The 21,185-nt window shown below is 63.9% G+C and carries 19 protein-coding genes; 5 read left to right on the top strand and 14 right to left on the bottom strand.

Annotation, left to right across the window (positions count from 1 at the left end; genetic code table 11):
• Complete coding sequence (locus RN01_RS08195; protein WP_017511555.1) at positions 1 to 1,326, bottom strand: MFS transporter; 1,326 nt, start codon at positions 1,324 to 1,326, stop codon at positions 1 to 3.
• A gap of 313 nt (positions 1,327 to 1,639) precedes the next feature.
• Positions 1,640 to 2,110: a helix-turn-helix domain-containing protein gene (locus RN01_RS08190; protein ID WP_017511556.1), complete on the bottom strand. Its 471-nt coding sequence runs from the start codon at positions 2,108 to 2,110 to the stop codon at positions 1,640 to 1,642.
• A gap of 88 nt (positions 2,111 to 2,198) precedes the next feature.
• Between RN01_RS08190 and RN01_RS08185 the strand changes: the two genes are divergently transcribed.
• On the top strand, positions 2,199 to 2,804 hold the full coding sequence (locus RN01_RS08185) for a GNAT family N-acetyltransferase (RefSeq protein WP_017511557.1): 606 nt from the start codon (positions 2,199 to 2,201) through the stop codon (positions 2,802 to 2,804).
• On the opposite strand, the gene RN01_RS08180 is transcribed toward RN01_RS08185, so the two are convergent.
• Positions 2,801 to 3,667 carry a DMT family transporter gene (locus tag RN01_RS08180; protein WP_011519239.1) on the bottom strand — a complete coding sequence of 289 codons (867 nt, stop codon included), beginning with the start codon at positions 3,665 to 3,667 and terminating at the stop codon, positions 2,801 to 2,803. The genes RN01_RS08185 and RN01_RS08180 overlap by 4 nt on opposite strands.
• A 179-nt stretch (positions 3,668 to 3,846) precedes the next feature.
• Between RN01_RS08180 and RN01_RS08175 the strand changes: the two genes are divergently transcribed.
• On the top strand, positions 3,847 to 4,566 hold the full coding sequence (locus RN01_RS08175; protein ID WP_011519238.1) for an SDR family oxidoreductase: 720 nt from the start codon (positions 3,847 to 3,849) through the stop codon (positions 4,564 to 4,566).
• Between the two features lie 13 nt (positions 4,567 to 4,579).
• Here the strand turns inward: RN01_RS08175 and RN01_RS08170 are convergent, their stop codons facing one another.
• The 4 genes from RN01_RS08170 to acpA all read right to left on the bottom strand — a co-directional run bounded on the left by RN01_RS08170 (position 4,580) and on the right by acpA (position 9,075).
• Positions 4,580 to 4,975: a PIN domain-containing protein gene (locus RN01_RS08170; protein WP_017511558.1), complete on the bottom strand. Its 396-nt coding sequence runs from the start codon at positions 4,973 to 4,975 to the stop codon at positions 4,580 to 4,582.
• A complete protein-coding gene (locus RN01_RS08165) occupies positions 4,972 to 5,205 on the bottom strand; it encodes a hypothetical protein (RefSeq protein WP_017511559.1) in 234 nt (77 codons plus the stop codon). Before RN01_RS08165 ends, RN01_RS08170 begins: the two co-directional genes overlap by 4 nt.
• A gap of 121 nt (positions 5,206 to 5,326) precedes the next feature.
• Positions 5,327 to 6,787 carry an MFS transporter gene (locus tag RN01_RS08160; protein ID WP_017511560.1) on the bottom strand — a complete coding sequence of 487 codons (1,461 nt, stop codon included), beginning with the start codon at positions 6,785 to 6,787 and terminating at the stop codon, positions 5,327 to 5,329.
• Positions 6,788 to 6,945: 158 nt separating this feature from the next.
• Positions 6,946 to 9,075, bottom strand: a complete 2,130-nt coding sequence (gene acpA / locus RN01_RS08155; RefSeq protein ID WP_017511561.1) for an acid phosphatase — start codon at positions 9,073 to 9,075, stop codon at positions 6,946 to 6,948.
• Between the two features lie 239 nt (positions 9,076 to 9,314).
• Between acpA and RN01_RS08150 the strand changes: the two genes are divergently transcribed.
• Entirely contained in the window at positions 9,315 to 10,682 is a 1,368-nt protein-coding gene (locus tag RN01_RS08150) for a cytochrome-c peroxidase (protein ID WP_017511563.1), read from the top strand.
• A 36-nt stretch (positions 10,683 to 10,718) separates the two neighbouring features.
• On the opposite strand, the gene RN01_RS08145 is transcribed toward RN01_RS08150, so the two are convergent.
• Entirely contained in the window at positions 10,719 to 10,952 is a 234-nt protein-coding gene (locus RN01_RS08145; RefSeq protein ID WP_017511564.1) for a hypothetical protein, read from the bottom strand.
• A gap of 336 nt (positions 10,953 to 11,288) precedes the next feature.
• Positions 11,289 to 11,894 carry a helix-turn-helix domain-containing protein gene (locus tag RN01_RS08140; protein WP_024569206.1) on the bottom strand — a complete coding sequence of 202 codons (606 nt, stop codon included), beginning with the start codon at positions 11,892 to 11,894 and terminating at the stop codon, positions 11,289 to 11,291.
• A 99-nt stretch (positions 11,895 to 11,993) separates the two neighbouring features.
• Here RN01_RS08140 and kbl point away from each other — a divergent pair, with 99 nt between their 5' ends.
• Both kbl and RN01_RS08130 read left to right on the top strand, forming a co-directional pair.
• Entirely contained in the window at positions 11,994 to 13,196 is a 1,203-nt protein-coding gene (gene kbl, locus RN01_RS08135) for a glycine C-acetyltransferase (RefSeq protein ID WP_017514367.1), read from the top strand.
• On the top strand, positions 13,193 to 14,194 hold the full coding sequence (locus RN01_RS08130; protein WP_017514366.1) for an NAD-dependent epimerase/dehydratase family protein: 1,002 nt from the start codon (positions 13,193 to 13,195) through the stop codon (positions 14,192 to 14,194). The genes kbl and RN01_RS08130 overlap by 4 nt, the downstream gene beginning before the upstream one ends.
• A 17-nt stretch (positions 14,195 to 14,211) precedes the next feature.
• On the opposite strand, the gene RN01_RS08125 is transcribed toward RN01_RS08130, so the two are convergent.
• The 5 genes from RN01_RS08125 to RN01_RS08115 form a co-directional block, all read right to left on the bottom strand.
• On the bottom strand, positions 14,212 to 14,835 hold the full coding sequence (locus RN01_RS08125; protein WP_017514365.1) for a hypothetical protein: 624 nt from the start codon (positions 14,833 to 14,835) through the stop codon (positions 14,212 to 14,214).
• A gap of 538 nt (positions 14,836 to 15,373) precedes the next feature.
• On the bottom strand, positions 15,374 to 15,640 hold the full coding sequence (locus RN01_RS08120) for a PAAR domain-containing protein (protein WP_011519228.1): 267 nt from the start codon (positions 15,638 to 15,640) through the stop codon (positions 15,374 to 15,376).
• 54 nt (positions 15,641 to 15,694) lie between these two features.
• Positions 15,695 to 15,865 carry an RHS repeat-associated core domain-containing protein gene (locus tag RN01_RS32930; RefSeq protein ID WP_082019908.1) on the bottom strand — a complete coding sequence of 57 codons (171 nt, stop codon included), beginning with the start codon at positions 15,863 to 15,865 and terminating at the stop codon, positions 15,695 to 15,697.
• Between the two features lie 23 nt (positions 15,866 to 15,888).
• Entirely contained in the window at positions 15,889 to 16,281 is a 393-nt protein-coding gene (locus tag RN01_RS33845) for a hypothetical protein (RefSeq protein WP_128646640.1), read from the bottom strand.
• Positions 16,278 to 21,164 (bottom strand): RHS repeat-associated core domain-containing protein, encoded by a 4,887-nt coding sequence (locus RN01_RS08115; RefSeq protein ID WP_024569415.1) that lies wholly within the window; start codon positions 21,162 to 21,164, stop codon positions 16,278 to 16,280. Before RN01_RS08115 ends, RN01_RS33845 begins: the two co-directional genes overlap by 4 nt.
• Between the last annotated feature and the right edge of the window lie 21 nt (positions 21,165 to 21,185).

Here is a 21,185-nt window from a genome sequence, read left to right as displayed (position 1 = left end):
TCAGTTGGCGAGCGCGCTGTCGTAGAGCGCCTGCTCCTGGGCCTTGTGCTCGGCACTGAAGCGCACCGCAATCGCGCACAGGGCGGCCAGCGTGGCGGCCACACCGAGCCACGTCAGGGTCTGCTGCAGGTCGCCGAGGCCCTTCATCAGGAAGCCCGCCGCCACTGCGCCCACATTGCCGCCGGCGCCGATGATGCCGGCCACGCCGCCAAGTGCCTTGCGATCGATGAACGGCACCAGCGCGTACGTCGCACCGCAGGCCATGTGCGTGAACAGCCCGAAAACCAGCATCGCTGCTACCGCAGTGGTGGCCGTGGAGGCGTGAGCGAAACCGAGCAGCCCCAGACCCTCGCCGAGGATGAAGACGAACAGGATCAGGGAGCGGGCGTCGAGGCCGCGACGCATGGCCAGCTTGTCCGATACGTAGCCGCCCAGCGCGCGGGCAAACAGGGCCAGCAGACCGAAGCTCGCGGCGGCCATGCCGGCGGCCGACAGTGACAGGCCGAAGCGATCGACGTAGAACGTGGCGGCCACGTTGTGAATGAAGATTTCCACGCCGAAGCAGGCACCGTACGTGATGAACAGCATCCAGACGCGGTAGTTGGCGCTGGCGGCGCGGAAGCTGGCCCAGCCGCCACCGCCCTTGCCACCGTCTTTGCCACCGCTAATGGCGATGCCACGGGCACGCAGGTCGGAGAAGTTGCCTTCGGGGCAGTCCTGCGTGAAGCGCCAGTAGACGACGGCCATGACCAGCATCAGGATGCCAGGGACCAGCAGCGCCACGCGCCAGCCCATCGTGTGATCGACGCCGAGAAACAGGATCGCGGCCAGCAGCAGCGGCATCAGGCCTTGGGCGGCGCCGCCACCTGCGTTGCCCCAGCCAGCGGACGCCGCATTGGCGGTGCCCACCACGTTCGGCGCGAACATCACCGACGTGTGGTACTGGGTGATCACGAAGCTGGCGCCAACCGCGCCGATCAGCAGGCGAAAGAACAGGAAGGTCTCGTAGTTCTGGGCGAAGGCCACGCCGAGCACGGGCAGGGCGCCAATCGCCAGCAGGCCGGTGTACGTCTTGCGCGGGCCAAAGCGGTCGCACAGCGGGCCGATGACCAGCCGCACCAGGATGGTCACAGCGACAGCGGCGATATTGATATTGGCGATCTGATTCGGCGTCAGGCCGAATTCGCCCTTGAGCACCGGCATGAGCGGCGCGCAGGCAAACCACGCGAAGAAACAGACAAAGAAGGCCATCCAGGTCAGGTGGAAGGCGCGCATCTGCGGCGTCTTGAAACTCAGCAGATCGATCCGGGTGGCTTTTCCGTTCATCCTTTTGCTCCAAAAACAAAAGGCGTCCCGAGATTCCGACCCGATGGGCCAGTTCTGGGGACGCCGTTGTCCTGCCGGCGGCTCTCAAAGGGGAGCTGCGGCTGTGTGGGGTGGGCGGATCGCCGTTGACCGGCCCGCGCTTAGTAACGCAAGCGTCGTGCCAGCGTGCGCGAATGCCGTTTCGGATGCTTATCGGGGCGTGGCCCGATCATCGGGTGGAAGAGCGCGCACATTGATGCGACATGGTGCCGCGCCAGTATTGGGCGTTCGCACGGCAATGGTGCGGTGCAATGTGTGCAAGCGGTGCGTTTGCTCAGGCGACCGTGTCGGTGGAGGCGGGGACGGCCAGCAGTTGCATGTCCGAGGGGGAGACAGTCTCCCCAGCCTCGTCGATCAATGCGGCACGCACCTTGAGTCCGGAGAGCTTGGAGCGGACTTCGGCCGGGCCGCTACCGTCGGCGGCCATATGGGCGTCGCCCCATTGCATCAGTCCGACCAGGACGGGAAGCAGATCGACCGCCGCGCGCGTCGGATGGTAGGCGAAGCGTTCCCGTTCCCCGGGCGCCTTGTAGCCGACCTTGCGCAGTAATCCCGCCTCGGTCAGCGTCTTGAGCCGCGCCGAAAGTACGGCCGGCGAGCATTGCAGGCGCTCGAGGAAGTCATCGAAGCGGCGTACCCCGGAGAACACATCGCGCAAGATAAGAATCGTCCACTTCTCGCCAATCAACGAGAGCGTGGCGGCAATCGAGCAGTTCGTGAGGTCGACGGGCGGTGGCGTGATCATGCTTTGAGCATAGCACCCTAACTTCATTTGCAAAAGTTAGGGTTTCGACTATAGTCCTGACTATACAAAACGTAGTCAGGAGCGGACCATGAGCCGTGTCGAAGACGACAACCAGGTGGCGACACCGATCAGTGAAGAAAACTGGACCGGCCGCAGTGGCGCCCGGTTGACGCTTCGGCCCGCGCGCGGGGCGGATCAGGCCGCGCTGCGGATGTTTGTCGACAGCTTGTCACGTGAAAGCCGCTACTTCCGCTTCCTGACTGGTGGGCGGGTGACTGACGAGATCGTTCAAGGCTTCGTGAGCCATCGGAAGGCGCGGGACGTGGCGCTCGTGGTGACGTACCGCGAGGCGGATGGCGCCGAAACCATCGTCGCCAATGCCGAATACGTGGTGAACGAGGAGGATGTTGCCGAACTGGCCGTTGTGGTCGCCGATGCGTGGCAGGGCCAGGGTCTGGGTCGCCGGCTGATACAGCGGCTGCAGCAACTGGCCGGATCGGGGCAACTGCGTGGAATGCGGGGCGACGTTCTCAGCGAGAACCGCCGGATGCTGGCGATCATGCGGGATTGCGGATTTTCCGCGCGCCGCAACCCCGAAGACAGCTTCCTGCATGAGGTCAGCCTGACCCTGGCAGAGGCGCGGGCGTCAGCGCGGGAACACCGGATGCCGCGCGACTGGTTCGCCGCCCATTAACGCTTGCTTTTCGACGTAGCTGTACAACCAATCGACGCGACGATGATCGCGGCAATCGCTACCCACTGAATCGGCGTCAGTTGTTCGTTCAGGAATGCCAGGCCCGCCAGGGCGCCCATGGCTGGCTCCAGACTCAACAAGATGCCGAACGTGCGCCGGGGGAGCCGCTTGAGGGCTACCATTTCCAGCGAATACGGGATCGCGCTGGAAAGAATGCCGACCGCCAAACCGGAAAGCAGAAGAGCCGGGCTGAACATCTCCAGTCCGGCGTGGCCCAGTCCGAATGGCAAGGCGACCAATGCCGCCATGGTCATCCCCAGGGACGTGGCCTGGCCGCCATGGGCGTTGCCCGCCATCTGGCCGAACACGATATACAGCGCCCAGCCCACCCCTGCGGCGAGGGCGAAGCCAATGCCTACGGGGTCGAGGTGCGTGGCGGCTTCGCCAAGCGGCAGCAGCAGGATCAGTCCGGTGACCGCGCAGCCAATCCACAGAAAGTCGATCGCGCGGCGTGACGAAAGCACGGCAACCGCCAGCGGACCGGTGAATTCGATGGCGATCGCCAGCCCGAGCGGGATCGTCCGCAACGACATGTAGAACAGCAGGTTGGTCCCGCCCAGCGCGGCGCCATAAAGGGCGATGGCGCGGGCATTCTTGCCGGAGAGCGGAAAACGCCAGGGGCGCCAGACGCAGATCAGGATTACCGCCGCAAAGCTCACTCGCAGCGCGGTGGTGCCCTGTGCGCCGATCGACGCAAACAGGCTTTTGGCAAATGATGTGCCGATGCAGAGCGACGCCATCGAGCCGATCAGAGCCAGCACAGCCAGCAGGCTGTCGCTTTGTTTTATGCGCGAGAGTGGCAATTCTTGTCCAGGGAATCAGTCCCCAATTGGGGCGGTGCGGCATCATGCCTGAGCGCTACGTCGGGTGCCATACACAGATGACGGTTGCACGCGCTGTACAGTTTCTCTTGCGACATAGTATTTTTGCGAGACGGGCGGCAGAGGGCTATCGTTTAAGAACCCTCACCCTGGAGCGTTTCATGGACTCGACCGCTGCCCGTCGTCATGTCGTCATCACCGGAGCCGCCGGCGCGCTAGGCCGTGCAGTGGCCAGCCGCTTTGCCGCCGAGGGTGCCAGATTGGCGCTGATCGACCGGGACCTGCAGCACTTGCAAAGCGTATTCGCTCATCCTGAGCCCGATCACGGCGGCACGCTGCTTCACGCGGCCGATGTCACATCGGACACCGCGATGGCGCCGGTTGCGGCGGCAATCCTCGACGCCTTCGGTACGGTGGACGTTCTGGTGCATGTGGCCGGCGGCTTTGAAATGGGCGAGGCCACTCACGCCATGAGCCGGGAATCGTGGATGCGGATGATGGACCTGAATGCGTGGTCGTTCGTTGCAGTCACCAGTCACTTCATTCCGGCCATGCTGTTCCAGAGGCACGGCAAGGTCGTTGCGGTGTCGGCGCGTGGTGCCATGGCCGGGGCGGCGACGATGGCGGCCTATGCGGCATCGAAGAGCGCGCTGCAACGGCTCGTGGAAAGCCTGTCGCATGAGGTAAGGGGTGCAGGCATCAACGTGAACAGCGTCGCCCCGAGTATCCTCGATACCCCGGCCAATCGTCAGGCCATGCCCTCGGTCGACCATACGCGCTGGGTATCGACAGGCGCCGCGGCACGGGCAGTGGCGTTCCTGGCCTCTGATGCGGCAGAAGCGGTTCATGGGCAGCATATGGTGCTGGATGGATTGAGTTGAGTCGAGGGGCGAGTCAGGCAATCAGTCTCATACCGATGCCACTTGCCGCCTTCCTGTCGAATGTGGCGACATTCCTGCAGCCGAAGGTCTGGCACGTTTGCAGGATCAGGCAGTCGCCGAAGCCGACAGAGCTGACTTCGAACAATCGCAAGGCAGAGACGACGATCTGCTCGGATTCCACGACGAGATCCTTGCTGTTGATGAGGTAATCAACAATGCGGGCGATTTCAGAGCGTTTCATCTTGAGCCGGCGGCCCATCACCCAGGTCAGTTCTGCGGGCGCAACCGTGGAAACATAGCCGCGCTCGACAGCTGATAGCGATTTCAGCAGCATCGCGGCCTTCGGCGTTTGGATAGGATCATCCTTGGCAAAGAACCGAACGAGGATGCAGGCATCGAGACCGATCATGAAAAGGTCGCCATGTATCGCTCGACGATACCTTCCGCTATCGCCTCGTCCATGTCCTCGACAGTGATGGGCGGGTTGATGGCGCGGCCAGCCAGGCAACCCTCCAGATCCATGATCGAACAAGTCTGACCAGGCTTGAGTCTCGGCAATCCGAGAACGATGTCGTCATCGACTTCCTGGCTGGCGAGATTGTTCGTGGCTTGTTCATTCACGATGACGGCTGATTTCATGGCGTAGCTCCAGTAATCCCCATGCCCAATTGCATGGCTTCTCCAGTCTGGAGCCTGCGAAGCCTGCGCGATATGGGACGGTTCTCAAAATGCCCACCCACGCCATGCTCTGCCGCCACGCTCACTCGTCATCGGCCCCCAATGGCGGCGCGACTTCCTCCAGCGGCTTTCGCTCGGCGTCCACCCCGTACTTCAGGGCCATCGCCCCCGCCACGATGACCAGGGTTGCGCCGATGGCGTAGCCGACCGCCACGGCGCCTCGGCTACCCGTTTCGATCAACGCCCCGAACAGCACGGGTGCGATGAACCCGCCGACGCCCGTGCCCACCGCGTAGAACACGGAGATTGCCAGCGCCCGCATTTCGAGCGGGAAGACTTCGCTGGCGGTCAGGTAGGCCGAACTGGCCGCGGCCGAGGCCAGGAAGAACACTGCGGACCAGCACAGCGCTTGCGATCTGGCGTCGAGCCAGCCGGACATGAATGCCCATCCGGTGGCGGCCAGCCCGATGCCGGAGAGCACATAGGTCAGCGCAATCATCTTGCGGCGGCCGATGCGATCGAACAGCGGGCCGAGCAACAAGGGCCCCAAGGCGTTGCCGATTGCGAACGGGAAAATATAGAGCGCGACGCGTTCCTCCGGCACGCCCAGGAAGCGTGTCAGCACCAGGGCGTAGGTAAAGAAAATCGCGTTGTAGAAGAAGGCCTGCGCCACCATCAGGGCGAAGGTGACGGCGCTGCGTGTCCGGTAGCGACGGACCAGCAACCGCACGACGTCGCGCAGGGGAGGCACGGGTTTGCCCCCGTAGTAGACCAGCGCCGCGTCATGGACCGGGGGCAGCGGACCGTGCCGTCGGGTGATCGCTGCCTCGATACCTGCGATCACCTGCTCGGCTTCGGCATGGCGGCCGTGCGTGGCCAGCCAGCGCGGGCTTTCCGGCACATGGCGCCGGATCAACACGATTGCCACTGCCAGCAGCGCGCCCAGCGCGAAGCATGCGCGCCAGCCCCATACGGGGCCCAGCACCCGTGGATCCAGAAGAAGCAGACTCAGGCCGGCACCGAGTGCCGCACCCAGCCAGAAGCTGCCGTTGATCGCCAGATTGACCCTGCCGCGCACGCGGGCAGGAATCAGTTCGTCGATCGCCGAATTAATGGCTGCGTACTCGCCGCCGATGCCAAGCCCGGTCACGAAGCGGCAGGCCGCGAAGAACGCGAAGTTGGGGGAGAACGCGGTTGCCAGCGTCGCCGCCATGTAGACGAACAGCGTGGCCAGGAACAGCTTTTTGCGGCCGAGCCTGTCAGCCATGCGGCCGAAGGCAAGCGCGCCGACCACGGCGCCGAGCACGTAAAGCGAACCGGACCAGCCGACCTGCGTGGCATTGAGCGCAAGTGTGTCCGGCCGCTCGAGCACCGCGCCGACCGAGCCGACCAGCGTGACTTCGAGGCCGTCCAGCACCCAGGCGATGCCTAACGCGATCGCGACGCGCCAGTGCCAGGCGGACCATGGCAGGCGATCGAGGCGTGCGGGAATGTCGGATTGCCGGCCGGGGATGGAGGGCTCCTTTCCGGGGGTGTTTTGCACACTATAGTGCCTTGCATGCAGATCCTCTTCCTGCCGGGCAGGTTCCTGCGGGCGGAAAACGGGGCGCGACCGGACTTTCGACCATCCAATAGAGAAGGGGGCGGCCCCTTGCGGTGCCGCCCCCATTTCAGCGCGAAGGCAATGCCTTCGGGCCCTGCTTACTGCGCCGGGAAGGTCAGCGCATTGGTCAGGTCGCCCATCGCCGGCTTGCCGTTGGCGATCAGCGAATCGTCGCGCAGCTTCAGGCCAGGCAGCGTCGGCAGCGCGAAGCGGTGCGTGATGAAACGCAGCACCGAAGCGGTGTCGTATTGCGTGTGATCGACGAAGCCGCGCTTGGCGAACGGCGAGATCACGATGGCCGGGATACGGGTACCCGGGCCCCAGCGGTCGGCCTTCGGCACCGGTGCGTGGTCATAGAAGCCACCGTTCTCGTCGTACGTCACCACGATCAGCATGTTGTTCCACTGCGGGCTCTTCTGGAGCTGGGCGATCACGTTGGCGATGTGGGCATCGCCGTCGGTCACGTTGGCATAGCCGGCGTGCTGGTTCAGGTTGCCTTGCGGCTTGTAGAACGAGACGGCCGGCAGCTTGCCCGCTGCCGCATCAGCCAGGAACGACGAGTCGTAGTCCTTCAGGTGAGCCGCGCGATAGTCTGCGTGATCGACCGGGCTGAAGGCCGAGTAGTAGTTGAACGGCTGGTGGTGCGGCTGGAAGTTCGGCGTGGTGTTGTTGTAGATCAGCGCGCTGTTGGCGGTCACGGCGCTCCATGCGCCCGAGTACCAGGCCCAGGTGATGCCGCGGCGGTCCAGCAGCGAGGCGATCGTGTCCTGGGTCTGGGCAGGCAGCGTGGTGGCCTTGGTCGGGTCGGCCAGCAGCTTGGTCGAGTCCGTCGACGCAGGTGCGTTGCCGCTCGGCTGGTACGGCGGCTGCATCGTGTTGACCGCGTAGTAGACGCCGGTGCCGTCCTTGGCGGTCAGCGTGCTGTCGTTCACGTACTGGGCGGTGCCGGTCTGGATGCTGGCGGGGCTCGTCGGCTTGAGCGACAGGCTCTTGAAGTTGCCATTGGCGTCCGTGTCGACGACCGAAATCGAACCCGAGGCCACCGAGGTTTCGGCATTCGGGTAGACCGGCGCGCAGGCGCAGACCAGGTACTGGTGGTTCAGGAACGAGCCGCCGAACGCGCCCATGAAGAAGTTGTCGGCCAGCGTGTACTGCTGGGCGAGCTTCCACATCGACATGGCGCTGCCGTCGTAGTAGCCCATGACCAGACCGCCGGCGTCGGAGAACGCCGTGAACTTGTCGTTCTTGCCGCCGTTGATCTGCATCTGGTTGTTATAGAAGCGGTGCACCAGGTCACGCGTGATGACGTTCTGGCCCACCACCACGCCCGTGCCGTTCACGCCGGCCGGGTCGTCAATGCGGAACGGCTTGTTGGCCCAGCCCACGGTGCTGGCCTGCGGGAGCGTGACAGTCTGGCCGCTGGCGGTGAAGCCGCCCCAGGTCGGGGGCAGCGAGGCCAGCGCCGAGCCGTCAAAGTCCTTCTGCGGTTCCACGGTACCCACGGCCGTCGGGTTCACGCCCGGAATGCCGTTGGCGCCCGGGAACAGGCCGTAGAGGTTGTCGAAGCCGCGGTTCTCGGCGTAGATCACCACGACGTTCTTGATGTTCTGCAGCGCGACGCGCTTGGTCACGCCATCACGGATCGCGGTGCCGATGTCGCCGCCCGAAGCCACGGCCGTCGCGATCAGGTCGATCGCCTGCTCGATCTCGGCCTGCAGCGTGGCCTTGATGTTGCTGTCGGTTTCCTTGTTGTGGTCTTCCAGCAGTTTGTCGGCGGTGACGCCCAGGCGGGTAGCCAGTTGATTGCGTGCGTCGTCGAGCTTGCCGCCGTTGCTGTCCATCAGCGCGGCCAGTTCGGTCGAGATCGCGCTCACCACGGCATTGGCGCTGGCCGGGGCGCGGAACACGAGCTTGCGCGTCACGGCGTTGTGGGCGCCCGTGTCGTCGTTGCGGAAGGCATCCGTGCCGATCTCGGCCACCACAGCGCCCTGACCCGTCAGCGTGAAAGCGCCCTTGGCATCGGTATAGGTCGATGCTTCGCCGCTATCGCACTGGGCATTGGCGTTGGCGTCGATACAGACTTTCGCGTGCTCGAAGTAGCTGCCAGTGACAACGCCGGAGGTGGTGGCGGTGGGGGTGCTGGCGGTGCCGGAATCGCTGCCACCGCAGGCGGTCAGCGATGCGGCGGCGATTGCGGCCAATGGCCACAGACGAGTGAGACGGCTCATGGTTTTCCTCTTTCTTATGTGTGGGTATTCAATGCTTGGAAAGCAGAGGGGTACTACTGGGTGCGCCGCGAGTGTGTATGCGGTATGTGTCAAGTTGATGATGAGGCGGAAACCGGCGGTGGTGGCCGACGCGAGTGGGGTGCCTGATGTCATTTCGATGACCTGACACGTGTGTGTCACGGATGTGACGTAGCCTCGCTGCGCCATTCAACCCTCATCCTTGCCGTCATCGTTCCGTCATGACCCTGCCGCCGCTGCTTTGGAATGCCGCGTTTCCCTCGCCGATCACGTGGCTGCGTGCCGCAGGCGGTCTGCTGATCGCGCTTCTGGTCAGTCTGACCTCGGGCTGCGGCAAGCAGGAGGCGGCTGCGGGCACGCCGGCCGCCGCGGCGCAACCGGTGGCAGTCGTCAGCGTGGCTAGCGCGCCAAAGCCCGCTGGCCCGAAGCCGTTCTACGCGATGATGGCCGAGCGTCGGCCCAACATCCCGGCCCTGACGGCTCTCGGCAAGACGCTCTTCTTCGATCCAGCGCTCTCGGCGTCGGGCAAGCAGTCGTGCGCGAGTTGCCATAGCCCCGATCACGCCTATGGGCCGCCGAATGATCTGTCCGTGCAACTCGGCGGCGTCGACATGAGTCGCACGGGCGTGCGTGCCGCGCCGTCGCTGCGCTACGTGCAGAACGTGCCGGCCTATACCGACCACTATCACGAGAACGACGGCAACGACGCCGAGGATCAGGGTCCGACAGGTGGGCACAACTGGGATGGTCGCGCGAACTCCGCGCACGAGCAGGCGCGCATCCCGTTGCTGTCGCCGCACGAGATGGCCAATGGCGAGCCGCGCGTGGTGGTCGAGAAGATCCGGAAGGGGCCCCATGCCGAAACCTTCCGCAAGGTGCTGGGGCAGGATGTGCTTGATGACGACGAAACCGCGTTCAATGCAGTGCTGATGGCCCTGGAGGTGTTCCAGGAGACGCCGTCGGAGTTCTATCCCTATACCAGCAAGTACGACGCCGTGCTGCGCGGGCAGGCAAAGCTCACCCCCCAGGAGGCACGCGGCCTGCGCGTCTTCAACGATCCGAACAAGGGCAATTGCGCCGCGTGCCATCCGGGCGATATTCGCGAGGGCGCATTTCCGGCTTTCTCGGATTTCGGATTCATCGCCGTGGGGGCGCCGCGCAATCGCAAGCTTGCCGGCAATGCCGATCCCGAATTCCACGATCTGGGACTCTGCGGCCCGGATCGCACCGATCTCAAGGATCGCGCCGACTATTGCGGCCTGTTCCGGACGCCGTCACTGCGCAACGTTGCACTGCGTCATGCGTTTTTCCACAATGGTGTATTCCATTCTCTGGACGAAGTGCTGCACTTCTACGCCGAACGCGATGTGAAGCCGCAGAAGTGGTACCCGCGCGGCAAGGACGGCAAGGTGTGGAAGTTCGATGACCTGCCCGAGCCTTATCAGGCCAACGTCAACATGGAAGCCCCGTTCGGCGGCAAGCCTGGCGACAAGCCCTTGATGACTGAAGGGGAAATGCGCGACGTGATCGCGTTCCTGAACACGTTGACGGATGGATACAAGGTGCCGGCAGCAGCGTCGGTGCGATGATGCCGGCCCAGGTACCCGGGGGCTGCGGTTGAAGCGTTAGTTCAGACGTCCTACGGCTTTGAGCATCGACATGCCGTGCGCGGTGATTTGCGGGCAGGCCATCTGCCCGCTATCGTTCTGGATGGACTCCAGCACGACGAGCCGTTGGGCGATCAGGGCGTCAAGATCCACGGGATCGATTTCCCGTGCGTGGGTCGCGGCGGTGTCGTCGCGGGTGTGGGGGCCATTGCCGATCAGCATCAGCGTGGCCAACTCATGTGGACTCAGCACAGTCATCTCCTTGGCGAGAGGGGAGCGGTTGCTGGGGACTCGGGGACGCATCTGTAGTGCACGCCCTCGGCGGGATGTTGAGCCATCTTCACGAACCGTTCACGCTGCATCGCATCGTGATGGTCGGTCGACAGTCAAGGGGTTGGACGGGACCGCCCGCTACGGGTTCCGGCCGATACACGACGGATACATGTCAAAACGTTTCAGCGGGTACTCATGGGATACGCGCTTGTTGAGTGCCCATCAGGCGCGTATCAGTCGCATGCGGGTGATCATACGGCCGATCAAAAAACCTCAGCGGGCGCAGGGACATCGGCAGCGAGCGCGATGGCCGGATCAGGTCCCCGAGTGAACCACGACCAGCAAGGCCGTTGCCACGCTTTTGCCCGGATTACCAATGGCATGCGGCACATCCGCGCCGTAGCGTGCGGTATCGCCGTGCTTCAGCTTCTTCTCGTCGCCACCTGACCGGACGGTCATCGACCCGGTCAGCACCGACAGATGCTCCTGCGTGCCTGCTTCATGTGGCTCCGACGCCAGCACGCCGCCCGGCTGGATCGACAGCTCATACCATTCGAAGCGCCCCGCCATGTCGATCGGACCGAGGATGCGTAGCTCGCAGCGGGTATCGGGGCTCTTGAGCGCCGGCGTGGCATGTGGTGGCACCACGGTGATGGCGGGCGCCTGTGGCGCAGCAGTCCCTTGTGCCAGGAAGTCCGTCAGGCTGACGCCAAGCGCGTTGGCCAACCGCCACAGCACCGCCACGGTCGGGTTCGCCAGGTTTCGTTCGATCTGCGAAAGCATAGACTTGGAGACACCGGCGCGGCGCGACAGCTCGTCCAGGGACAGTTGCTGGCTCTGCCGAAGCGCCTGCAGCGCGCTGCCTACGGCTGGCGGCCCCTCGGCCGTCATCGGCGTTTTGGCGGAGGAGGGTTGCGACATCGTCATCTGTTCGTTATAGTGCACGACATGTTCGTTATATAGAACACGTTCGATTTATCGAATTGAGCGTTCCGAGACACTACCACCGGGAGTCTGGCTATGTCGAGTGCCGAGGCCTTTTATGCATCCATCCGCGCGGAGCTGGATTCGATCCGCGCCGCGGGCCTGTACAAGCGCGAGCGCGTCATCGCCACGCCGCAGGGCGCCAAGATCCGCACGGCGGACGGTCGCGAGGTGATCAACCTGTGCGCCAACAACTACCTTGGGCTGTCGTCGCATCCCAAGGTCATCGAAGCCGCGCACGAGGCGCTGCGCACGCATGGCTACGGGCTGTCGTCGGTACGCTTTATCTGCGGCACGCAGGATCTGCACAAGGAACTGGAGGGACGTCTGGCCCGGTTCCTGGGCACCGAGGACACCATCCTCTATGGCTCGGCCTTCGATGCGAACGGGGGGCTGTTCGAGACCATCCTCGGCCCTGAAGACGCCGTGATCAGCGATGAACTGAACCACGCATCGATCATCGACGGCATCCGCCTGTCCAAGGCACGGCGCCTTCGCTACCGGCACAACGATCTGGAAGACCTGCGCGCCCAATTGCGGCAGGCCGATGCGGATGGCGCGCGCTTCAAGCTTGTTTTTAGCGATGGCGTGTTCTCGATGGACGGCACCGTTGCGCGGCTGGACGAGATCCGGAAGATCTGCGACGAGCAAGGCGCGCTGCTCGGCATCGACGAATGCCACGCCACGGGTTTCATGGGCGCGCGTGGGCGAGGCACGCACGAGGCGCGCGGGGTGTTCGGCAAGATCGACATCATCACGGGCACGCTGGGCAAGGCGCTCGGTGGCGCGTCGGGCGGCTTTACCTCCGGGCGCAAGGAAGTCGTCGAGCTCTTGCGCCAACGTTCCCGACCTTATCTTTTTTCGAACACCGTGGCGCCGGCCATCGTTGGCGGCAGCATTGCCGTGCTCGATATCCTGGAAGGCAGTACCGAGCTGCGGGACCGGCTGGAGCAGAACACCCGCTTCTTCCGCGAGGGCATCGCGAAGCTTGGCTTCGACATCAAGCCCGGTGACCATCCGATCGTGCCGATTATGGTCTATGACGCCGAAAAGGCGCAGCAGCTGGCTGACAGACTGCTGGAACTCGGTGTGTACGTAGTCGGTTTCTTCTATCCCGTGGTCCCGAAGGGACAGGCACGTATCCGCGTGCAGATGAGCGCTGTGCACGATGCGGTGACGCTGCAGTCCGCTCTCGATGCCTTTGGCCAGGCTGGCCGTGAACTGGGGCTGATTCGATGACAGCCGCCACAACAGCCGTGCCGAAAATCCTGATCATCGGCGCAAACGGGCAACTTGGATCGGAGCTGGCTCTGGCATTGGCGGAACGCCATGGGCGTGAGCAGGTGGTGACGTCGGACGTGGTGCCGACCGGCCGCCACGTCCATATCGCGCACGAGATGCTTAACGTGACGGATCGCGGTGAGCTGACGACCGTGATCGAGCGGCACGGCATCACGCAGATTTATCTGCTGGCGGCCGCGCTGTCGGCGACGGGGGAGAAGGCGCCCCAATGGGCCTGGAACCTGAACATGACAGGTCTGCTGAACGTGCTGGAAGCCGCGCGGCATCATGGCATCGAGCGCGTGTTCTGGCCCAGTTCGATTGCCGCGTTTGGGCCCACCACGCCGAGCATCGACACACCACAGAAGACGGTCATGGAGCCGACTACCGTGTACGGCATCTCGAAACAGGCCGGCGAGGGCTGGTGTCGCTGGTACTTCGAGAACCATGGCGTCGACGTTCGCAGCGTGCGCTATCCCGGGCTGATCTCGCACAAGACCCCGCCGGGCGGCGGCACGACCGACTATGCCGTCGACATCTTCCACCACGCCGTGCGCGGTGAGCCCTACACCTGCTTCCTGAAAGAAGACGAGCGGCTACCGATGATGTACATGCCCGATGCCATCCGGGCCACGCTGGAACTGATGGAGGCCCCGCGCGAACAGGTGCGCGAACGTGGCAGCTACAACCTGGCCGCAGTGAGTTTCACGCCGGCCGAAATCGCGGCGGCGATCCGGCTACGCGTGCCTGAATTTGAAGTCCGCTACGCGCCTGACTACCGTCAGGCGATCGCACAGGGCTGGCCTGATTCGATCGACGACAGCGCGGCGCGTGCGGACTGGGGCTGGCAGCCACGGTTCGGCCTGCAGGAGATGGTCGACGACATGCTCGACAATCTGCGCAAGAGCCTCGCCGTCGAGCCGGCCCCGGTAGCCCCGGTAGCGACAGCGGTCTGAAGCCGCCGTCGCAGGGGTCAACGCATACCGGTGGCGTCGGCGAACGATGAGAGTGTCCAGCCCTGGCCCAGCAGGATCATGCGAGTGTGCAGATCGGCTTGCACGGTCTCGCTGACGGACTCGCCGAGATAGGTCATCGACTTGTCGCGTAGATCCACGTAGCCGCGGGTGTGACGCCTGGCCAGCGTCCCCCACAAGGCATTGGCGCCGGCAGACTGCCGCGCGCCGCTGATCAGGCAGAGACCGCCGTCCAGTGCCCATCCGTAGATGGACGTGGCCAGGCCGCAGCGCTGATAGGCCGGACCGAGCTTCGTGTGGGGCGCGCGTACCACTCGGTCCGTGCGTCGGCTGACCTCGATCAGGCGGTTGAACACCGTATAGCCGGCGATGCGTCCATATCGCGTGTCTTCGACGTACACGTAATACTCGCCATCGGCTTCGCGATAACGCAGGCGCACGCCCGGCAGAGCGGTTGGCACCACCGGCATATCGTGCAGCTTGTCACCGGGCTGGCGGATGCGGTCGTGCAGCGTGTCGAGTTCGCGCTCCACTTCGCCGGGCGACAAACTGACGTCGATGCGCAGTTCGAGTATGCGTGCCAGTACCTGCCCCCAGGAGGGCATTGCAAGCGTGAGTGTCATGAGGCGCCTCTTCCGTCAGCTATTGATCAGGACGTAGAGCGCGGCGACGGCCACGATGGCGCAGATGGTCTTTCGGTAGACGGGGGTCATGGCTTTCTCCAGGATGCACGATGAATTGCGGCGCCAGGGGTGGCGTCCAAATGCAAAGTGCCGTGCGGGAAAGCTCAGGTCCGGATGCCGGTGTCCCGAGTTGCCCGCACGGCCAGGAAAAGCACGGCGCGCGGGACCGGGGCGGTCAGGTGTGTGGCGGCAATGCCAGCCTGCATTCCACGGGCGCACGCAGTCCTGCCATGCGGAGCACGGCGGGAAACTGTGGCGAGGCGCTGGAAGCGGGACATTGGCTTTCTATTCGGGGGCGCTCGACTGGTAGTCAGCCGGCGTCAGGCGTTATGGGGCAATGGGTCTTATGCCATATTGCCCGGGGAAAGTCCAGCCCGGTTGCCCGGTGCTGCTTGTGATCTGCGGATGGTTCTTGGCGCGGACCCGGTCGAGGATGGCTCACTGTGGGACCAATATCGACGATATCTGACGCGCGAGGTCACTTGCGAATCGTGGCATCCGTGCTCAGCGCAATCAGCGTGCAGCCGCACGCGGTCCGGTGCCCGTGCAGGGCAATCGCCTTGCCGTTGTCGGTCAGCATGTCGGAGCCTTCGATGATTGGATTGATGCCATGACCGGGGAGAGGGCAGGACACGAGGTCGCCCACCCGCGCAGCCTTGCGTCCCATGACGATCATGGTATCCGAGCCTGTGAGGATGACGCCGCCGTGAGTCGTGGCGTCGCCGACGAAAGCAATAGAGGTCATGGAATTACTTTTGTAAGTGCGAGGTCATTGTTCAGGCACGGAGGGTGCCGAAGACTACGATCGTCCCGTCCGGACTGGCTTCCAGACAAAGGGATCAACCCACTCAGCCGGATTGGGCGCATACGCATAAACATTGATCCCACCCGCCCGCCCAATCGGGTCCTGACTCATGAACCGCCCACTGCCCGGACCGTAATACCGGTGCCGCTTGTAGTGCAGCCTCACCTCTGCATCAACGCATTACTCAGCTAGATCTTCAGTCTTTTCTTCGCTGCCTCTGCTACAAGCTCATCGTCATCTGACGCAAGCTGAGTCAGAATATCTGCTGGTACCTTTGGGTTGCATGCTATTCGATGCCTGATACTTGAATCTGAATCATGTGCTAGGCGTTCGAAGATGAGTCGGTTGATCCTTCTTTTTGTTGCTACATTCCAGCGAACCTCACTGTCTTCGCTATCTGACAATTTCTCCAGCACACTCATCGAAATTGTGTTGTTAAATGCGACTTGACGAGCCAAATCAGGATACTTTGATAAAATATCAAACCACACATAGTCGGAAGCGGCATCTCGAGATTTCAAAAATTCTTCTTCGTTATCGCTTTCAACATATCGCTTGAATTCTTCTGCGCTGTGTATCATTGCTCATTCCCCTCTGCATTCCGGCACTTCATATCGCCCATTGGCATTGTTTTTCCGGTATTGCCCTTGTGCTTATTCATATAGTCGCCGTAAATGTCAGCGTCTTGCCTATGAACAAAATTGTTGCCAGCTTGAGCCATTACCTTCCAAGCAGAACCTCCATGCCATTCGGTATCTTGAGACCACCACAGTTCTGTATTGGGATCACGGAAATATTTGACTCGAGTCCCGTTCAGTGTTGCCTCACAGACCCGGTCAAAACGGTTGACTTCCCACTCCTTTCTGCAAGGACATTTCGAGTTTTGATTTGGCTTCTGCGACGTTTGTTTTCTTCCTGCGGTTGCCGGGATCTTTGAAAATCCGAACGGATCAACCCACCCCGTTGGATTCGGCGCATACGCATAAACATTAATCCCACCCGCCAGCCCAACCGGATCTTTGGAAATGAACCGCCCACTACCCGGATCGTAGTACCGGTGCCGGTTATAGTGCAGCCCCGTCTCGACATCATGGTACTGCCCCTGGAACCGGATGGCGTTGGTGGTCTCGGCCGGGTCTGCCGACTTGTGTGTGGTCTTTAGCCCGCCCCAGGCTTTGTACCGGGCGAGCCACACGACCTTGCCTGACTCGTCGACCATCTCCTGCGGGGTGCCCAGGTGGTCATTCAGGTAGAAGAGCGTCGCGTGCCGGCTCTTGGCCGGCACCTGCACATACCGTCCATCAGTGCCCGTCGCCATGAAGGCAGGTTCCACTAGCGTCTCGTCCAGCCGCGCCAGCGGCACGAAGCTGTCCGGCTCGTGCAGATACAGCGAAGCTCCTTGCCACTGGTGGGATTGCGCCAGCGTGTGCTGGCGCTGCGCCACCGGCACCGAGTACGCATCTTCGGGATGCTCCCGGATGATCGGGATGGGCTGGTATTCATGTGGGGTGAACGCTTGCGGCTTTGCCTGGAGGAAGCGTTCCTCCATCAGCAGCACGTCGCCGTCCCACGTAAAGAAGGTGCGCTCAAGGCGGCCGGCCCGCTCGACCGCCTTGAGCGTGCGTCGCCCGAACGCGTCATACAGGAAGCGCACCTGCATGTCCGGTTCGACCCTGGCCGGGAAGGCGTGCAGCACGCCGTCTGCGGTGCGCTCGATGCGCTTCAGTGCTTCAGCCGGCGGCGGCGTGGCGTAGCGGTCGGCCCGCTCCAGCCGGTTGGCGGCATCGTACTGGTACAGCCACGTCACGCCGTTGGGCTCGGTGCGCCGCACGAGATTGCCATACGCATCGTGCGCGTAGCGCGTGCGCGAGAGTTCGCGCAGCACGTTGCCCACGCAGCGCGGCAGCGACGCCTCCCAGGCTTTCAGCTTCTCCCTGTCCCGCGAGGTCCGCTCATCCCAGCGCAGCGGCGCATACTTCTCGCCCGGATGCTCGCGCAGCCACGCCGCATCCTCGGCGGCCTCCCGCGCGTGGCGCAGTACCTTGTCTGGCTTGCTCTCCACCTCCGGGCGTGGGGCTATCTTGTCCGGGTCGACCGGATTACCCGCCGGATCGAAGGCAAACACCTCGGTCAGGTCCGGCGATGCGGCCTTGAGCAGACGCCCGACCGGATCGTAGGTGTAGTCGGTCACGCCGCGCGCATGGTCCTGGATGCGCGCGAGATGGCCGGTCTGGCTGTACAGGTACTGGCGCTGGGCGATCCAAGCGCCCGGCACGTCGGCGTCTCCCTCTCCCTTTCTCTCGTGCACGGCGATCCTGTCCAGCCGCCCGTTGACATCGTAGGCGCGCGTCTGGCGCCAGCCCCGGTGCTGGCGGGCGACTTCGCGATGCAGGCCGTCGCGCTCAACATCCAGCAGCGCCTGCCCATCGAGTTGCACGCCGTGCAGATGGCCCGAGCCGTAGCGCAGCCAGTCCACCGTGCGCGTGTTTGGCAGGGTGGTTCGGGTGCGATGGCCCAGCGCGTCGTACTCGTGACGGCTGACCGTGACGTAACCGCTCCCCGCACTCCCATGGCGCTGCAGCTCGGCCACCAGGTTGCCGGCGTCGTCGTAGTGCAATTGCACGGTGCTTACGCCACTCCCGGCGGTGACCAGCCGTCCCTGCGCGTCGTAGTGGAAATGCTCGTCCACGGACGAGCGCAGCCCCTCGGCACGTACGCTACGGCGCGTCAACCGTCCCAGCGGATCGCGCTCGTAGTCCGTGCGCATCTCGCCCTCGACGGTACCGATCAGGCGGCCTGCTGCGTCGTAGGCATACTGCACCGTGCGGTCATCGAAACCGGTTTGCTTCACGAGTTGGCCCACCACGTCGTAGGTGAAGCGTGTTGCCTCGCCAGCCTCGTTCTGCAGGCGTGCCAGCCGCCATTGCTTGTCGTAGAAGTACCAAAGTTCGCGGCCTGCGGCGTCGCGCCGCAGGGTCGGCTGGTGGCGCGCGTTATAGCTGTACTCGGTCACCTGGCCTGCAGCGTCGGTGTAAGCGGTGAGGTTGCCCTCGCGGTCGTAGGTAAAACGCTCTTCGCGCTTGTCCGGGTGCGTCCGCGTCAGCAACTGCCCGCTGGCGTCATGTCGGTAGCCGGTGCTGTGGCCTTCGGCGTCGATCCGTTGCAGCAGAAAGCCGTTGGCGTCGTACGAATACCGGGTCTCGTGGCCCGAACAGTCCTGTACGCAGGTAAGCCGTCCGCCGTGGTCGTAAGTGAACGTCTGCACGCCCCCCTTCGGGTCGGTGAGCGCGAGCAGCAGTCCCGCGCCGCTCCAGGCGTATTGAGTCATGCGTCCGGCCGGATCGGTCACTGACACCGGGTGGCCCAGTTCGTCGTACGCGGTCTGCGTGACTTCGCCAGTCGGCGCCGTGACCTTGACGGGTAGTCCTGCGGCGTCGTACTCGGTACGCGTCGTGTTGCCCAGTGCATCGGTCACGGCGGTCGCGCGGCCCTGCTCGTCATAGGCAAAGCGCTGCACCTGACCCTCGGCGTTGGTCACGCCCACCACGTTGTTGTGGTCATCCCACTCGAAGCGCTCGCTGCTGCCGTCGGGGTGCTCGACCATCACGATCCGGTTGTGATAGTCGTAGCGCTGATAGGTGATGCCGCCGTCCGCATCGGTGACCTTGGTGTACCAATGCTCGCGGTGATATTCGAAGCGCGTGTCCTCGCGTGGGTCGTCCGCGTGTTTGCCAATCCACGTCCGCACGCATGTTGCATCGGCCGGTGCCGGCAGGCCGTGCGCGCGCCCAGGCCAGGCCCACTCGAGGTGATGCGCGTTGCCGTTGAAATCGGTGTATTGGGTGAGCAGGTGCTGCACGTAGGCAAAGCTACGCGTATGACCCAGCACGTTCTCATGCCGTACGAGGTCGCCGGCCCGGTCATAGCGATAGCGCGCCAGGGTCTGCTGGATATCGCCATTGAGGTCAACCCGGTGGATGGCCGACACCCGGCCCTCGACATAGTCCAGCCGGATGGTGGCCTCGGCCCCGCCGGTCATGCCGATCAAGTTGCCGTGGTTGTCATAAGACAGCATCAGCGCCATCCCGTCGCGCCGGCTGCGCGTGGTGAGCCGGTAGCGCGTGCCGTGCAGCGTGTAGGCCTCCGAGGCGCCATCGGGATAGGTGAGCCGCACCTGTCGCCCATCCGGTCGATGCAGGGTCAACTGCTCGCCCGGCACCTCGACCGACTCGCCCACCTCAACCGCCGGCAGCGGCACCGGACGATTGTCCGGGTCGAAGAAGAGGAACGACCCATCGTCCTGCGGCGCGAGCGACAGGTGATAGGGGCTGCTCCAGCGCGCGCCCAGGGGGCTGTTGTCGTAGGCGCAAAGGCTGGAGCGGTAACGCCGCGTCCACACGATGGGTACGATGCCATCAAGCACGAAATCGGTTTGCGCCAGGTTCTCGTCGCCCATGGCGTAGTTGACCGGCTTGGGACTCGCCGTTATCGGGCAGCCGCAGCCGTCCCTGGCCGGCGTCTTGCTCGGCTTCGCGGGCTTCTGCGTGGTATCACGGTGCTCCCCAGGCTTGCGGTGCGGCTCGGTCAATTCACCCGGCGCAGCCTGGGCGGTGTGCGAGGGTGTCTTGCCACGCCCGCGCCGCGCCTTGATTTCCGCCACGATTTGCGCCGCCATGAACAGCAACGTGCCGGCCTTGGCCGCGTCACCCAGCGCCGCGCGGATCATTGGCTCGGTATTGCGTTCGAACTCGTCCAGCCACGCCAGAATGGCGGTGCGCTGGCCGGACAGCTTGAGCAGTTCATCAATGCCGTATAACGCCACCTCCTCGGTGGACGGCACCCACGACCAGAAGCCCTTGTTCGTGCGGATCACGCCTATCTGCTCGGCGGCCGATATGGGGTTCTGCACAAAGGTGCGGATCGTGCGGGTCGCCTGTTGCACGCCCTTGATGATGTCCGCTTGCCAGCGCTTGAGGTGTTCGTCCAGATGCGCCATGAACTCGATCACATCGCCGCCGGCGGTGGCCCAGAACAGATCCACCAGGACAGCGGTGCGTTGCCCCTTGGCGAAGGCGAGCAACACCTCCTTGACCACGGCGCGCGCAGGGCGGCTCGCATTGCCGGCGGCCGGCACCACCCCGATGGCGTCGATGACGAGAATGCCCCACTCGAACAGATTCTTGGCGGCACTCGGTTGGCTGCACAGCCGGTAGACGTCGGTGCCCACATCCCACAGCGACATGGCATTGCCCACGACGGGAACCATGTACAGGCACTGAATGAAGAGTTCGTGGCTGTGATCGGCCACCGAGTCAATGGCGCCATGGACTAGCGTGGGGGCGGTGACAGGGGCCGTGACAGGTGCCGGGACAGGACTGAGGACCACGCGCCTGGCCTGGGCATTGTCGTGAACGGCCTGGGGAATCTGACGGGCGGGGCTATGAGGCGTCTCGGTGGCGGCCATGGTGACGGGATCGGCGAAGAG

It is taken from the genome of Cupriavidus sp. SHE, from assembly GCF_000812445.1.
In the GTDB taxonomy this organism is placed as follows: domain Bacteria; phylum Pseudomonadota; class Gammaproteobacteria; order Burkholderiales; family Burkholderiaceae; genus Cupriavidus; species Cupriavidus metallidurans.
The sequence above is the reverse complement of the archived record's forward strand: the minus strand, read 5'-3'. Positions and strand labels throughout refer to the sequence as shown.